The sequence below is a fragment of the Leptospiraceae bacterium genome (genome assembly GCA_015075105.1).
Taxonomy (GTDB): Bacteria; Spirochaetota; Leptospiria; order Leptospirales; family Leptospiraceae; genus JABWCC01.
Genome location: JABTUZ010000001.1, coordinates 571799 through 585798 on the forward strand (window position 1 = coordinate 571799; position 14000 = coordinate 585798).

The 14000-nt window shown below is 33.1% G+C and carries 15 protein-coding genes; 10 read left to right on the forward strand and 5 right to left on the reverse strand.

Going from position 1 to position 14000, the window contains the following annotated elements; translation table 11 throughout:
• The first annotated feature begins 173 nt into the window (after positions 1-173).
• The 6 genes from rplM (at position 174) to HS129_02875 (ending at position 5319) form a co-directional block, all read left to right on the forward strand.
• Complete coding sequence (gene rplM, locus HS129_02850) at positions 174-623, forward strand: 50S ribosomal protein L13 (protein MBE7410993.1); 450 nt, start codon at positions 174-176, stop codon at positions 621-623.
• Between the two features lie 9 nt (positions 624-632).
• The gene (rpsI, locus tag HS129_02855; GenBank protein ID MBE7410994.1) at positions 633-1037 is read left to right on the forward strand and encodes a 30S ribosomal protein S9; all 405 of its coding nucleotides are present in this window, start codon (positions 633-635) and stop codon (positions 1035-1037) included.
• Positions 976-1551: a regulatory protein RecX gene (locus HS129_02860; GenBank protein MBE7410995.1), complete on the forward strand. Its 576-nt coding sequence runs from the start codon at positions 976-978 to the stop codon at positions 1549-1551. The genes rpsI and HS129_02860 overlap by 62 nt, the downstream gene beginning before the upstream one ends.
• 80 nt (positions 1552-1631) lie before the next feature.
• On the forward strand, positions 1632-4388 hold the full coding sequence (alaS, locus tag HS129_02865) for an alanine--tRNA ligase (protein MBE7410996.1): 2757 nt from the start codon (positions 1632-1634) through the stop codon (positions 4386-4388).
• A 1-nt stretch (position 4389) separates the two neighbouring features.
• Positions 4390-4884 (forward strand): YajQ family cyclic di-GMP-binding protein, encoded by a 495-nt coding sequence (locus HS129_02870; GenBank protein ID MBE7410997.1) that lies wholly within the window; start codon positions 4390-4392, stop codon positions 4882-4884.
• A 15-nt stretch (positions 4885-4899) separates the two neighbouring features.
• Positions 4900-5319 carry a DedA family protein gene (locus HS129_02875; protein MBE7410998.1) on the forward strand — a complete coding sequence of 140 codons (420 nt, stop codon included), beginning with the start codon at positions 4900-4902 and terminating at the stop codon, positions 5317-5319.
• Here HS129_02875 and HS129_02880 read toward each other — a convergent pair.
• From HS129_02880 to HS129_02895, 4 genes are read right to left on the reverse strand one after another with little or no spacing between them, the layout of a single operon-like run.
• The gene (locus tag HS129_02880) at positions 5290-6084 is read right to left on the reverse strand and encodes an ABC transporter ATP-binding protein (protein MBE7410999.1); all 795 of its coding nucleotides are present in this window, start codon (positions 6082-6084) and stop codon (positions 5290-5292) included. The two genes, HS129_02875 and HS129_02880, sit on opposite strands and share 30 nt — an antisense overlap.
• Before the next feature lies 1 nt (position 6085).
• Entirely contained in the window at positions 6086-6673 is a 588-nt protein-coding gene (locus HS129_02885; protein ID MBE7411000.1) for a D-sedoheptulose 7-phosphate isomerase, read from the reverse strand.
• On the reverse strand, positions 6670-7443 hold the full coding sequence (locus HS129_02890) for a hypothetical protein (GenBank protein ID MBE7411001.1): 774 nt from the start codon (positions 7441-7443) through the stop codon (positions 6670-6672). Before HS129_02890 ends, HS129_02885 begins: the two co-directional genes overlap by 4 nt.
• On the reverse strand, positions 7433-8248 hold the full coding sequence (locus HS129_02895; protein MBE7411002.1) for a glycosyltransferase family 2 protein: 816 nt from the start codon (positions 8246-8248) through the stop codon (positions 7433-7435). The genes HS129_02890 and HS129_02895 overlap by 11 nt, the downstream gene beginning before the upstream one ends.
• A 195-nt stretch (positions 8249-8443) precedes the next feature.
• Between HS129_02895 and HS129_02900 the strand changes: the two genes are divergently transcribed.
• The 4 genes from HS129_02900 (at position 8444) to HS129_02915 (ending at position 13210) form a co-directional block, all read left to right on the forward strand.
• Complete coding sequence (locus HS129_02900) at positions 8444-10192, forward strand: O-antigen ligase family protein (protein MBE7411003.1); 1749 nt, start codon at positions 8444-8446, stop codon at positions 10190-10192.
• Positions 10193-11177: 985 nt separating this feature from the next.
• Positions 11178-11555: an RNA-binding protein gene (locus HS129_02905; protein ID MBE7411004.1), complete on the forward strand. Its 378-nt coding sequence runs from the start codon at positions 11178-11180 to the stop codon at positions 11553-11555.
• Between the two features lie 2 nt (positions 11556-11557).
• The gene (locus HS129_02910) at positions 11558-12724 is read left to right on the forward strand and encodes an ACP S-malonyltransferase (GenBank protein MBE7411005.1); all 1167 of its coding nucleotides are present in this window, start codon (positions 11558-11560) and stop codon (positions 12722-12724) included.
• A 12-nt stretch (positions 12725-12736) separates the two neighbouring features.
• Positions 12737-13210 carry a DNA starvation/stationary phase protection protein gene (locus HS129_02915; GenBank protein MBE7411006.1) on the forward strand — a complete coding sequence of 158 codons (474 nt, stop codon included), beginning with the start codon at positions 12737-12739 and terminating at the stop codon, positions 13208-13210.
• A 157-nt stretch (positions 13211-13367) separates the two neighbouring features.
• On the opposite strand, the gene HS129_02920 is transcribed toward HS129_02915, so the two are convergent.
• Entirely contained in the window at positions 13368-13832 is a 465-nt protein-coding gene (locus tag HS129_02920) for a DUF1564 family protein (GenBank protein ID MBE7411007.1), read from the reverse strand.
• Positions 13833-14000 lie beyond the last annotated feature (168 nt).

The following is a 14000-nucleotide window of genomic DNA, read 5'->3' on the forward strand; positions in this document are numbered from 1 at the left end:
AATAGTACTCGAAATTTTTACGTATTTTGATTTCAAAGAAAGACTTTTTAAAAGTGCGTCGTTTATGAAAAAAATCTTTCTGAAATATTGAAAAAATACAATTATTCCTTAATTTTTCTTGACTAAAGAAGTATAGGAGAAATATTGGATTTTTATAAGGAAAATTTGTAATCATGCCACTTCTTTCAAAACAACATAGAACTCCTTCTTTAAAAAAAGAAGAAGTACAGAAAAATTGGTTCGTAGTTGACGCATCAGGGAAAACTCTTGGTCGATTGACTTCTTTCGTAGCTTCCAGAATCAGAGGAAAGCACAAGCCCACCTTTACTCCAAACCAAGATTGTGGAGATAATATTATAGTAATCAATGCTTCTAAAATTCAAGTCACCGGAAACAAAGAAGAACAAAAAATGTATTACCAACATTCTCTTTACCCGGGCGGATTGAAAGCTACTCCGTTTAATGTAATGATAGAAAAAAGTCCTGAGAAAGTAATTTTATCTGCTGTCAAAGGAATGCTGCCGAAGTCTAAATTGGGCGATAAAATGCTCACACATTGTAGAGTATTTGCAGGCGAAGATCACGATTTAAAATCTCAAAAACCGGTTAAGTTGGAATTCTAAGGAGTATTTATGGCACCTAAAACTAAAGAAATTTGGAGTGTAGGAAGAAGGAAAACTTCTATTGCAAGAGCTAAGCTAACCGATGGAACAGGTAAGATAACTGTAAACCATAAAACTATTAAAGATTTTATGGGTGGGTTAGATAACCGAGTCAATGAAGCTATTAAACCATTAACTTTAATCGGTGCCACAGGCAAATACGATATTATGCTGAATGTTCATGGTGGTGGATATAACGGTCAAATTGGTGCAATTCGTCACGCATTAGCCAGAGCGTTATCAAATCATTTAGGAACTGAAACTAAGTCATCTCTAAAAAAAGAGGGCTTCCTTACTCGCGATCCGAGAATGGTTGAAAGAAAGAAATACGGTAAACACAAAGCGAGAAGGGGAACTCAGTTCTCAAAACGATAATTTTATACTTCAGAGGTCTATTCGAGCTGTGGAGGAAAATACAGATTTTGATGAATCAAACGAATTTGCAGATGAACTTTTTCGTTTTTTAAAAACACGAGAAAGGTCTGCAAAGGAAGTTTTTGATTTTTTAATTAAAAAGAAGCCGGAAGCAGAGTGCAATAAAATCCTTACAAGCCTTAAAAAAAGAGGTCTTGTAAACGATAAGAGATTTTCTGAATCCAAAGTTCTGTCACGAATCAAAATGTACCAACACGGAAGAGTAAAAATCCGTACTGAATTAGAAGAGCACAATATTGATAACTCTATAATCGAAGAGGCAATTTCAATTGTTGATGAAGATACTTGGGTTGAAAATGCAAGAAAAATCGCAAACAAATACTTAGGTACAAAAAAGGTAAACAAAAAAACTGCAAGTAACCTCTTAAATAAATTTTTACGACTCGGATACGAGGACGAAATTTCAAGGCAGATATTCAAAGAACTAAAAATCGACTGGCCCTCAGAACTTTAAATAGAATAAATATTTTTCCTATTTTCAAAATTTTTAGTAATTTAGATTTGGTATTAAAATCATTTTAAGAAGACAATCCAATGGTATATTCTGTTAAAGAAATTAGGCAGGCATTTTTAGAATTTTTTAAATCCAAGGGGCATACAATTGTCCAATCTTCCAGCCTTGTACCTGTTGGGGACCCAACACTACTCTTTACGACTGCGGGAATGGTTCAGTTTAAACCCTATTTTACCGGTGCAGTTGATTTGCCTTTCACTCGGGCAGCCTCTTCTCAAAAATGTCTTAGAACTACTGACTTAGAAAATGTAGGGAAAACAGAAAGGCACTGCACTTTTTTTGAGATGCTCGGAAATTTTAGCTTTGGGGATTATTTTAAAAAAGAGGCAATAGACTTTTCCTATGAATTTTCTACTAAGATTTTGGGATTTCCACACGAAAAAATCTGGATCACGGTTTATCTAGACGATGACGAAGCTATAGAAATTTGGAAAAAAAAAGGTATCCCGCAAGAGAAAATTGTAAAACTCGGAAAGAAAGACAATTTCTGGGGGCCGGCAGGAGAAAGTGGTGCATGCGGTCCTTGTTCTGAATTGTATTTAGATAGAGGAATAGAAAAAGCAGGACCCAATTGTAAAAATAATTTGGATTGTAAACCCGGGTGCGATTGCGATAGATTTTTAGAATTTTGGAATATTGTATTTAACCAATTTGATCAAGACAGCTCAGGTATTTTGCATCCTTTAAAGCAAACAGGGATAGATACTGGCTCGGGACTTGAAAGGGTTGCCTTACTGATTCAAAATGTGGATTCGGTATATGATACAGATGAGTTAAAAAGAATTATTTCATTTATCGAAAATAAAATACAGTTGAAATACGATTCCTTAAACGCTCCTTCTTTTCGAGTTTTGACCGACCATTCTCGTGCGATTGCATTTGCTATTTCAGACGGCATCTACCCCGATAAAGCTGGAAGAGGATACGTTATACGAAGACTGATTCGCAGAGGAGTTCTATTCGGTAAGAAAATCGGAATAGATGAACCTTTTATTTACAAAATCATCCCTGAAATTATTTCTATATATTCAGATGAGTACCCTGAATTAAAAAACAAAAAAAATGAAATAGAAAAAATTGTGCAATCCGAAGAAATTCTTTTTTGGAATACTTTGGAACTCGGATTGGATCACCTTGAAAATATCTTGGAAAAATATTCTGAAAAAAAAGAGAAAGTATTTTCAGGAATAGATTCTTTCAGGCTCTACGGTACTTATGGATTTCCTCCTGAAATGACAAAAGAAATTGTATTAGAGCGTGGTTTAGAATTTGATGAAAATGGCTTTAATGAAGAGTTAGAAAAAGATAGAACCACCTCTCGCGAAACATGGAAAGGAAAAAAGGAAAGCCTGCTTTCAAGAATAGAAGAAAAAATTCCTGAAACAAATTTTACCGGTTACACCGAAACAAAATCCGGTTCAGAAATTTCGTTTCTTTTTGCAAATGGAGTAAAAGTGAACACACTTGAATCTGGCCAAGAGGGAGAAATCATTACCAGAGCCACTCCATTCTATGCCGAGTCAGGCGGGCAATTAGGAGACACAGGATACATTCGAGGCAAAAATTCCACATTCCAAGTAACCGACACACAAAAGGAAAATGATGTTTACTTTCACATAGGAATTGTACTTTCCGGAAAGTTTTCTGAAAAAGAAATTGTAGAGCTTGAAATAGATGAGGTTAGAAGAAAAAATCTTTCAAAGCACCATTCGGGCACTCACTTGCTGAATGGGGCTTTAAGAAAAATCTTAGGAAGTCATGTAATGCAAAAAGCTTCTTTGGTTTGTCCTGATTATTTACGATTTGATTTTTCTCACTCAAAAGCCTTGGAAGAAACCGAAATAGAAAAAATTGAAGAAACTGTAAACATATCTATAAAAAATTCTATTTTAGTAAATACAAAAGTTTTGCCAATTGAAGAAGCAAAAAAAACAAATGCAGTGTCTGTGTTCGATGAAAAATATGGTGACCAAGTTAGGGTAGTTGGAATGGGTGAAGACTCTATTGAATTTTGTGGCGGGGTGCATGTTCACAATACTTCGGAGATCGAATACTTCTCTATATTGAAAGAATCAAGCCCGGGTGCAGGGAATAGAAGAATCGAGGCGATTTGTGGTAATTTTGTAATTGAATACTTCCAAAAAATTTTCCAAGAACTAACACAAAAAATTCAAACCTATAACTTAGAAGCAAAAGATGTGTATGGTGAAACTTCCGGCAAACTGATTGAGTTTCCAATTCCTACACCGGAAAAAATTTCAAAACAATTTTCTGAAAACGATCCAAAAACAATTTCAGAAATGAGAAAAATAAAAAGAGAAGCTGAAACAGAACTTAATTCAAAAAATTTAATTCTAATCAAAGAGAAAAAGAAAAAATCAATTTCTGAATTTGAAAAAAAATCTGATACATCATCTGAAATTTTGGAAAATGCAACACATATAAAAGACATAGTTTTAGTTGTAAAAGTTTTTGAAAACGAAAATCTTGATTTTCTAAAAATACTCGGAGATAAGTTAAAAGAAAAGGAAAAAAAGATCCTCATTTTATTTGCAAATATAACAACTGATGGTGTGACATTTTTATTTATGACAAATAAAATTACTACTGAAGAAGGAATTCATTGTGGAGATTTAATGAAAAAGGCCTGCCAGTTGACAAGTGGGAGAGGTGGGGGAAAGGCAGACATGGCTCAAGGTGGCGGGAAAGATTCTTCAAGTATTCCAAGTACGTTAGACGAAATTGTAAATGAAGTTAAAATAAAATTAGGAGCATAGTATGGCAGACCCTTCATTCGATATTGTATCCAAAGTAGATAAAGCAGAACTTACAAATGCAGTAAGTCAGGCAATGACTGAAATCACCACTCGGTTTGATTTTAAAGGTTCCAAGTCAGAAATCAAGCAAGAAGATACACAATTAGTAATTACCTCAGACAATGAAATAAAATTGAAACAAGTAATAGATGTGCTCTTGAGTAAGCTCGCTAAAAGAGGAATCGGTCTAAGAGCTTTTGATTTTGAATCAAAAATTGAACCCGCCACAGGTGGTACTGTTAGGCAAAAAGTAAAAATTCAAACAGGGTTAGAAAAAGAGCACACCAAAGAATTGAACAGAATTATAAAGGATTCTAAACTAAAAGTACAATCTGCAATCATGGGAGAGTATATAAGAGTTACAGCAAAGAAGAAGGATGATCTTCAGGAAGTTCAAAGATTGATTAAGGATGCAGAATTAAACTTTGACTGCCAGTTTACCAATTATAAAGGTTGACGATTTATTTTAGATTTGCTGAAACTGTTCTCCTTGACTTTTCTTGCAGGGAGTATTGTTCCTTTTCCAAGTGAGACGTTTTTAATTTATCTTTTAAAGACAAAAACTCACCCGGTGTATATTTTGCTACTCATTGCGATCCTTGGAAACAGCCTAGGAGCTTTTTTCAATTATCAAATTGGAAGAAAGGGCTCTCTCTATCTTTTAAAAAAAATATACAGATTAGATGAAAATGGTATAGAAAAAAATATATCCTATTTTAAAAAATATGGTGGTCTGGTTACATTTTTTTCTTTTATTCCTATAGTTGGTGACCCTTTGACTGTAATTGCAGGAGTATTAAAATACCCATTTTTAAAATTTTCGATCTTTGTTATTTTAGGAAAATCGATTCGATTTATTGTTTTAACAGGAGTGTTTGTAAAAATCACTTAAAGAAAAAAGCGATTTTGAATAATCGGTTTTTAATTTTACTTTTTTATTTTTAAAGTTAAGTTTTTCTATTGTGTCGCCATTTTTCAAGACAGTCACTTTATCGGATAACTCTTTCACTAAACTCATATCGTGGGTAACAAGTACAATTCCAATTTCTGTTGTTTTGATAATTTTTTTTATTAAAGAAATGACCGACCTCCTGTTTACCAAGTCCATGGAACTTGTAGGCTCGTCTGCGACTAAAATTTCAGGTTTGACCAAAACAGAAGAAGCGATTAAAATTCTTTGCCTTTCTCCTCCAGACACTTCTTTTGGAAATTTAAAAATTTTTTCTTCGGCATTTTGAATTCCAACTTCTTCAAAGGAATGAATAATTTGAGAGATGGTTATTTTTCTGTCGCTTTTATAATTTAAAAATTCTATAATCTGAGTGCCAATTTTCATATACGGGTGGAAGGAAACAGAAGTATTTTGTGGGATAAGAGATATTTTTTTTCCTCGAATTCTTCCCCAGTCTGATTTTGTGAAATTAGAAATTTTATTTCCAAATAGTAAAAACTGTTCGTAATTCATGTTAAGATTTGGAGCGAGTAGAGAAAAAAGACTTAATGCAAATGTTGACTTTCCACTTCCAGATTCACCAATCACTGAATGGACTTCACCTCTGTTTAATACAAAATCAAAACTACTTAAAATTTTTTTATTTTGACCGATGTCTTCAATTTCTAATTTAGAGACCTCTATTAACCTTTCAGTAAATTTCAATTCAATTCAAATCAAACAATTTTTTTTCGATAATAGAGCATATTATATGTCCAATCAAAATATGCGATTCTTGGATTCTTGCAGTTTCCGTGCTTGGAACAATTATTTCGTGATCGCATAGAGATTTTAATTTTCCACCCGTTCCACCAAGTAAGGCAATTGTTTTCATACCAATAGACTTAGCCTTCTCTACTGCAAGTAAAATATTTTCTGAATTCCCAGATGTGGTAATCGCAAAAAGTAAATCCTCTGGTTTTCCGAATGCTTCAATTTGTCTTGAAAAAATTTCTTTATAACCGTAATCATTCCCGCAAGCAGTCAAGGTAGCACTATCACTAGATAGAGAAATAGCGGGTAAGGCTTTTCTTTCATTACCAGATTTGAACCTAACTACCAACTCTGTTGCGATATGAGATGCGTCGCAAGATGAGCCTCCATTTCCACAAAACAATAATTTTCCACCCGACAAAAGTACGTTAGCCGCTATATCACTTGCTTTTTCTATAGAATCAATATGGCTTTCGATTAGTTTTTCTTTTACTTGAATCGAGACTTGGATTGTTTCCTTAATTAATTCAGAATTATTCATAGTTCCTTTTCTCTCTTGGCTTTTAGACCTTCAATTACCTTTTTGAAATCTTTTAATGCAAAATCTAAATCAAATAAATTTTTATTTTTAGAGTGGGGATTCATTTCTTCTGAAGTTACACCTTGATTTAGAAAAAACAACTCTTCCGAAATAATGTTTTTCTGTTTTCTTGTAGCAATTTTTTTAAATAACTCAAAAAAAGAATCCTCTAAAGTGACGAGTAAAAGAGCGGTGCTATTCGCGTTTAATCGCAAAAAAACTTGCTGTTGCCAAAAGATTTCCCAGTTCAAGATAACCTTCCAATCAAAATTAGTATGGTTGTCGTATATTGTCCCCGAAATTTCATCAAATTCAATTCCTCTCGCTCTAGAAAAAAAAGAGCGAAGACTTGAATGCTCATAAGCAATTGTTTTATTGAAATCTGCTTCCGATAAAAATACAAGACCTGAAATTTTTTCTTCCTTGAGGCTTAAATAGCTACCCGTGCTGATTAGAATGGAGTAGTCGCTTCCATCTTTCTCTTTTCCTTCTAATCTGAATAATTTTTCTGAGATTTTTGTGACTTTAAAATTTTTTCTTTCTAATAGCAAACCTGATTCTTTTTTTTGGGTTATTAAAAATTGAGAGAGCTTTAGTCGAAGGTCTCCTAACTCCCCCTCTAATCCTTTTGGAATCTTGGGTTTTAATTCAGATTTTTCTTCCGTGACTTGAGTTTTTTTAAATCGAAAAATTGTATTAAAAATTGTATAAAGCTTTTTACTAATTCCCATAATCAGCTCTCAAATTGGAAGGTCTTTTCAATCCATTTTTTTCTAGCTCAAAGATTTTGGCTTGTTTCAAAAAAGTAGAATACGCAGAAGAAATAGCGATCGTGAAACCTGCAAACCCATCTAAAAATCCTAATTTATAGAAATATATTTCAAAGAATTTGACTATTGGTTTCCAAACACATTTACTGTATGAAAATTTTTGCATTTTTTGGAATCTGGTAAATGCAACAATTGAAGAGAATTTATTTATTGTATCGACTTGATGAGAAAGATCTGTAAAACTATAATGGATGATGTCTCCTTTTAATTCCGACTCAGAACCAACGATCTCTATAAAATCGTGAGGATTTTCTCCTGTCCATTTTCCGTGGCCTTTCCTAAAAAATCTGAATCGTTTCAATGGATACCAGCCGGAATGACGAATAAATTTCCCAAGATGAAAAGTGAGTCTTGGAATTTTATATCCATCTTTTAAAAAATCTTCTTTCAATAATTTTTGAATTTCGAGATTTAAGTTTTCGCTTACTCTTTCATCCGAATCTAATGAGAGAATAAATTCTCCCTTGCATAAATCAATAGCTCTATTTTTTTGTTCTATATGACCGGTGAATTTGTGTTGAAAAAAGCGTACTTTTTTATAAGATTTAGCGATAGATTTTGTTTTATCCGTGCTATATGAGTCGAGTATGATTATCTCATCTGCAATATTTTCAAAAGAGTCTATGCAAGCTCTTAGATTTTTTTCTTCATTGTAAGTGATTACGGCAACCGACAATTGTATTTTTTTTTGTTTACCTGTAATCAAAGGATGGAATCCATATCAATCATATTGAAATTACCAAAAAACATAAATCTCACTATTTCCTATTACTCATTTTTAATCTTTTTTAGCACTTTCGTATTTTCAGTTTCAATTTCTCAAATCTTTGCAGGTTTATCAATCTTATTTTTTTTCATTGATTCAGCTTTCCAAAGAAAAATAAAAAGTAGATTCCATAACATGTTTTTTGGAGTCTTATTGCTCATCTTTCTGTTTTTAATTCTATCCGAAATAGTAAATATTAAAAACTACACTTTATCATTTCAATCTTTGTTCAAAAATGAAATGGGAGATATATGGATGATTTTTATTCTACCCACTGCTTCTTTTCATTTTCAAAATAGAGAAAAAAGAAATAGAATCATCCAAGTCTTTTGTTTTTCCTTCACAATTCTACTCTCTTCCGGTTTCATTTCCGTTTTTACTCCATTTAGGCTTGCCAAGTTTATTTCCAATGGATTTCAAATTTTGCAAGGAGACAGGCTTCAACATTTTGCAGGAGAAATTTTTGGGATTCAGACATATTTACCTATTGGTCTAATGAATACTCACCTTACTTATGGTGGAATATTCGGACTTTTTTTTCCTGCGATATTTTTTTATTGGTTTTATAATAATCAAAATTCTCACTTAATATTCAAAACTATTTTTTTTTGTTTTGCCTTACTATCTTTTTTTGTATTTATTTATAATCAGTCGAGGAGTGTTTGGATTGGTATATTTTTCTCTTGCACTTTAGTTTTTTTGAAATATTTCCGTAAAATTTTTTCCATAATTCAAAAATACAAAAAAAGAGTATTTCTTATATTTGGTGCACTTACTTTTTTACTTATTATTCTTTTTTTTAACCTTGTCCAGAAAAACTGGTTAGTCCAACGTGCAATTTCCGAAGCTACAAAAGACAATACAACCGAAAATCAAAGGTATTTTATACACAATGTGAATTTTGAAATTATTAAAAATAATTTTCTGTTTGGTGTGGGGCCGGGTAATTTCTCAAAAGCCCACCAAATTGAATCAGACAAATTGATCTTAAAAAAAGAAGAACTTTGGTACGAATTATTTATCACCCCAAGAGGACACGCCCACCATGATCTATTGCATTTTATGGCAATTGGAGGCGTATTGCCCGCAATTCTTTTTTTGCTATTTTGGGTTTTCTTATTGAATTATTTTTTTCAAATTAAAAAAACTCCCACCCTCATTTTATTTTCCGGGATTTTTTCCATTCTGCCTGCCGGTTTTTTTCAGTGTTATATTCAAGACGATGAAGTGTCACTTCCTTTTTACGCAATAGTAGGGTTACTTACATCAATGAAAAAAAATCGTTTAATTAAAAATAATAAGATTTTTAAAATTTCACTCGTTGCAACCATTTTTCTTTTCGCATCTATGATTGTGTTTTTATATTATTCTACGAGGAAAAATCCAGAACAAGTTTATAAGAGAAAAATCAAGTCTATTTATTTAGAGGATATTGACAAAATAAGAAAATCCTTATATAAAAATACACCTTTTCAAAAAATGGATCGACTGCATGCAGAGAAGGGCTTTGTTATAGAAGGATGCCTAACGCATAGATTTACAAATCCAATTACACCACGAAAAGAAAATTATACAATAATGTTAGAATTTCCGAATATTGATTTTAATCACCCTAAGTTATTAAAAATCACTGCAATAGAGAGAGATGCTTTCGATCAAGATAAATTGTACAAAGCGCACGAGAGCCGAATTTTAAAAGAATATCAATTTCAACTAAAACCCGGAAAGAATATTATTTCTCTTTCTGAAATACAATCTAATCAGAATTCAAATCTATTCCCTGAAAATATCTTTTTTCGAGATTTTCAATTTCAGTTTTTTCATTCCAAGCCTGAAGAAATTATTTTACCAAAAATTGATTTTGGAAAAAACTGTGGTTTATAATAGAAAAATTCCACCTCAAGCCTTATCTTATGTTTTGTAAAATTCAATCTACCCAGTTTTCGTATTTTTTTTAACTAGATTCTCTAAAGAGGTAATTTTTTCTGTAATAAGTTTGAAAAATTTTTTTATTTTTAGTATAGTTTATGACACTTCTGCCAAGCCCTTGTGTTGCAAGATCTGGGGTTGCCAATAAATAGTGATTCTTAAGTTTTGAGCGTATATACTCCCTAGATCGACTTTTTGCAGGTGTGCCATCTATAGAATTACATGACTTATACCACAAATTGGGAACTTTTTGTGTAAAAATGTGGGAACTCCACTTTTTTGGAAAGTTTCATATTTAGTACAAATTTGGAACTTTTTGTGCAAAAATGTGGGAACTCCACTTTTTTGGAAAGTTTCGCATTTAGTACAAATTTGGAACTTTTTGTGTAAAAATGTGGGAACTCCACTTTTTTGGAAAGTTTCGCATTTAGTACAATTTTAGGACTTTTTCTGTAATAACCTAATCGCTAAAACAAATGCATATTTTAAAAAGTCAAAATTAATTATATTCAAAAAGAAAGGAAAAATTTACAAAAGAAGAATATTTAATAAATTGGCGCAAGAGCGATCACTCAAAAAGAGCTTATTGCAGAGAACATTCCTAAAGAGTTTACCATTTTGTAAATCTATCACTGACATTAAAAAAGCTTTTTTATGATGCTATAGGGTGGAGTTGATTAAGCAGTTACATTTTTTCTATCTAAAAATTACGGTTTCATCTGAACTGGAGCAATAAATGATGAGGGATTCATTCCCTTTCGGGAATTTTACCTTTTGTAACGATTTTTTCTATGCAAAAATTCGCGTTATTGGTAAGCTTCGGGTAAGCAAGAAATGTTGTCCACCATGTTATATTTGCTCAGTATAAAAGAGAAATTCATGAAAAGAAGGTTGAAACATTTTACGGCAATGAATATCTCTCTTATTAAGGGGATATTGTATGAAAATTTCATTGGGTAATCTACCTCAGTCTTTAAAGGAAGATGAGTTAAAAAAGATGTTATCTTCTTTTGGAGAGGTAGTTTCTGTTCATATCAAAAGGGACAAAAAAACTAACACTTCCTTAGGTTATGGGAGTGCAGAAATGTCGGATGAAAATGGCATGAACTCTGCGATCAACGGTTTGAACGGAAAGGAAATTGAAGGGAAAAAAATAGTCCTTGTTGAGGCAGAGAAACTTCAGGCAGAGCATCAAGATAAGCATTGGGATAAAAATGCAGGTGGCAAATTACAGCCAAATAATTTTTCTGGTTTTAGAGGTGGGGGAGGACCCGGTAGTGCGGTTCGCAGAAGTGGGGGTGGAGGAAGAGGAAAGTAAAAATGACGAAAGTATTAAACGATGCAAAACAATCAGGTAAGAAATTATTTCTCCAATTTGGTGGACAAGGCTCTCCCTATTTAAAAGAGATTTCTAAACTTTATGAAGAGCCTTTACTAAAAGAATTTTTTGAGGTAGCTTTTTCTGCCATTCAAAAAGAAGAAAAAAGACTCGGTAGAACTAATTTGATTTCGGAAGGTTTAAATATTCAGTCTTGGATCGAAAATCCAGACAAGGCACCAAGTGAAAACTATCTTTGCAGGGGAAGTGTTTCTGTTGGAATGATTTTTATTACTCAGCTTGCTCATTATCATCTACTTACTTTGAAAGGTTATTCTGTCTCTGAGTTAATGGCTAATTCTTCCGGAACTACAGGTCACAGTCAGGGGATTGTTGCTGCCTCTTTAGCTGCGCTTGGGAAAGAAAAAGAAGAATTTTACGATACATTTTCTAAATTCATTACCTTTATTTTTTACCTTGGTTATAGGGCACAAGAGCAGTTTCCTTTTTTTGATTTAGAAAATTCTGTCTTGGAGGGAAATTCTGCAATTGGAGACAAAAACCCTGCTCCAATGGTTGCTTGCATTGGTTATTCTAAGGACGAATTAGAAAAAAGAGTTAATGAAGCAAACGATGCGCTGGGCTTTAAGGGTAAGGATACTCTCTACATTAGTTTGTACAACACTCCTGATTCAATGATTATTTCTGGTAAACCTTCTTCTCTACTTGGTTTTAGAAAAAAATTCCATTCGGAAATGGAGGAGAAAAAGGCTAAGTTTGTGTATTTAAAGACTACTGCACCTTTTCATTGTCCATTGATGGATGATTCTTGGGTAGTGTTTCAAAAAGATTTAGAGTCTTACGTTCAGTTTCCTTTTAAGGGAAGCGATTTAAAAATTCCGGTCTATTCTATCTGGGACGGTAGAAATTTTCAAAGTGTAGAAAATCTTGCAGAAGTTCTTTTTAAAGAAGTTGTGATTCAAGCACTTCATTGGGATAAAGCAGTTGGACAAGTTTTATCTAATGAAAAAATTTCTCCGGTGATTGATTTTGGTCCGAGTGTAGTCAGCGCAAAACTTACTCAAGGGCAGATTGCCGCAAGAGGAAAATCCAATCAAGTTTTGTGTGCAGCAAATCCGAAAGATTTAAAAATATTATTAGAAGGTTAAGGGAGATTTTTTATGGTTAAGATGGACATTGGTATTTCAGACAGTAATAGGAAAGAAATTTCAGAAGGATTAAGTAAGCTCCTGGCGGACACTTATACCCTTTATCACAAGACTCATGGCTACCATTGGAATGTTACGGGACCCATGTTTAATACTCTTCATTTGATGTTCATGGAGCAATACACCGAGCTTTGGAATTCGATTGATGTCATTGCAGAAAGAATTCGATCTCTTGGTTTTTTTGCTCCTTCGGGTTACTCTGAGCTTGCCAAGTTGACAAGTATTTCGGATGATAAGGAAGTGCCGAATGCAGAAAATATGCTTTCTAATTTAGTTTCAGGTAATGAAGCTGTAATTAAAACTGCAAGAGGTATTTTAAAGTCAGCTGAGTCTGCCAATGACCAAGCCAGTTTGGACTTGCTTACTCAAAGACTCAATGTTCACGAAAAAACAGCTTGGATGCTTAGATCAATGCTTGATGCTTGAGTATATTCATTGTGTGATAGGTAGTCGGTTTATAATTTAGTTTAGTTTCTACCCTTATTTTTTTGGCATACAGGGTAGAATTTTTTGTTTAGGTTCGGGGTATGGGTTATCCCAAAGACTTTTTTGTTTTTTGTTTTTTGTTCTTGTTTTTTCCTTCTTACATCAATGGCTTTTGTCGTATCAGCCTATTGTATCGGATAGTTTTTCTCTTTGAGAGATAGACTCCTATCGCAATCGAACTGACCTTGGGTGGAACTCCAAAGTCATAGAACTTGGCAGGGATGATTATGTCCCATCCGGCAATGTCAAGTAACAAAAGAAGAGTAAAAAGAGCCGTTCGGGAAATACCAAGCCATTGAGCAAACTCACCAAGCTCAATCCAATCTGCGTTCTCTGGACGAAAATTCTTCTTCTGCAAGTTTTGCCCTTCTTCCTGATACACCGTCTTAACACAATCCAACTTTTCAAAAGTCCTCCAAAGTAACACATTGCGATACCTCTCCAGCAAATCATGCAAGTAATCTTCTCTCGAAATAGTTTCAGTCCTCGAATTAAACTCATCCATAAATTTTTCTGGAATAAGCAGACTCGATTGGGTTCGCTCAAATTTTTCCGGGTTCATAGTATTCTCCTAATATAAAAATTTTTTCTTTCTATAGTTTCTGTCCCCTGCTATAAGGTAAAAAAAGTTTGCTTTAGAAAAAAAAATTTTTCTTTTTTTAGAATTTTTTCTTAAGTTTTACCGAAAAAGTCCTAAAATTGTATTTAATGTGATATCACCTAAAAAAGT

Excerpts from the sequence above, each read along its gene's own strand:
- rplM (MBE7410993.1), top strand. The coding sequence starts at position 174 with ATGCCACTTCTTTCAAAACAACATAGAACTCCTTCTTTAAAAAAAGAA.
- rpsI (MBE7410994.1), top strand. The coding sequence starts at position 633 with ATGGCACCTAAAACTAAAGAAATTTGGAGTGTAGGAAGAAGGAAAACT.
- alaS (MBE7410996.1), top strand. The coding sequence starts at position 1,632 with ATGGTATATTCTGTTAAAGAAATTAGGCAGGCATTTTTAGAATTTTTT.
- HS129_02870 (MBE7410997.1), top strand. The coding sequence starts at position 4,390 with ATGGCAGACCCTTCATTCGATATTGTATCCAAAGTAGATAAAGCAGAA.
- HS129_02885 (MBE7411000.1), bottom strand. The coding sequence starts at position 6,673 with ATGAATAATTCTGAATTAATTAAGGAAACAATCCAAGTCTCGATTCAA.
- HS129_02890 (MBE7411001.1), bottom strand. The coding sequence starts at position 7,443 with ATGGGAATTAGTAAAAAGCTTTATACAATTTTTAATACAATTTTTCGA.
- HS129_02900 (MBE7411003.1), top strand. The coding sequence starts at position 8,444 with ATGTTTTTTGGAGTCTTATTGCTCATCTTTCTGTTTTTAATTCTATCC.
- HS129_02905 (MBE7411004.1), top strand. The coding sequence starts at position 11,178 with ATGAAAATTTCATTGGGTAATCTACCTCAGTCTTTAAAGGAAGATGAG.
- HS129_02910 (MBE7411005.1), top strand. The coding sequence starts at position 11,558 with ATGACGAAAGTATTAAACGATGCAAAACAATCAGGTAAGAAATTATTT.
- HS129_02915 (MBE7411006.1), top strand. The coding sequence starts at position 12,737 with ATGGTTAAGATGGACATTGGTATTTCAGACAGTAATAGGAAAGAAATT.
- HS129_02920 (MBE7411007.1), bottom strand. The coding sequence starts at position 13,832 with ATGAACCCGGAAAAATTTGAGCGAACCCAATCGAGTCTGCTTATTCCA.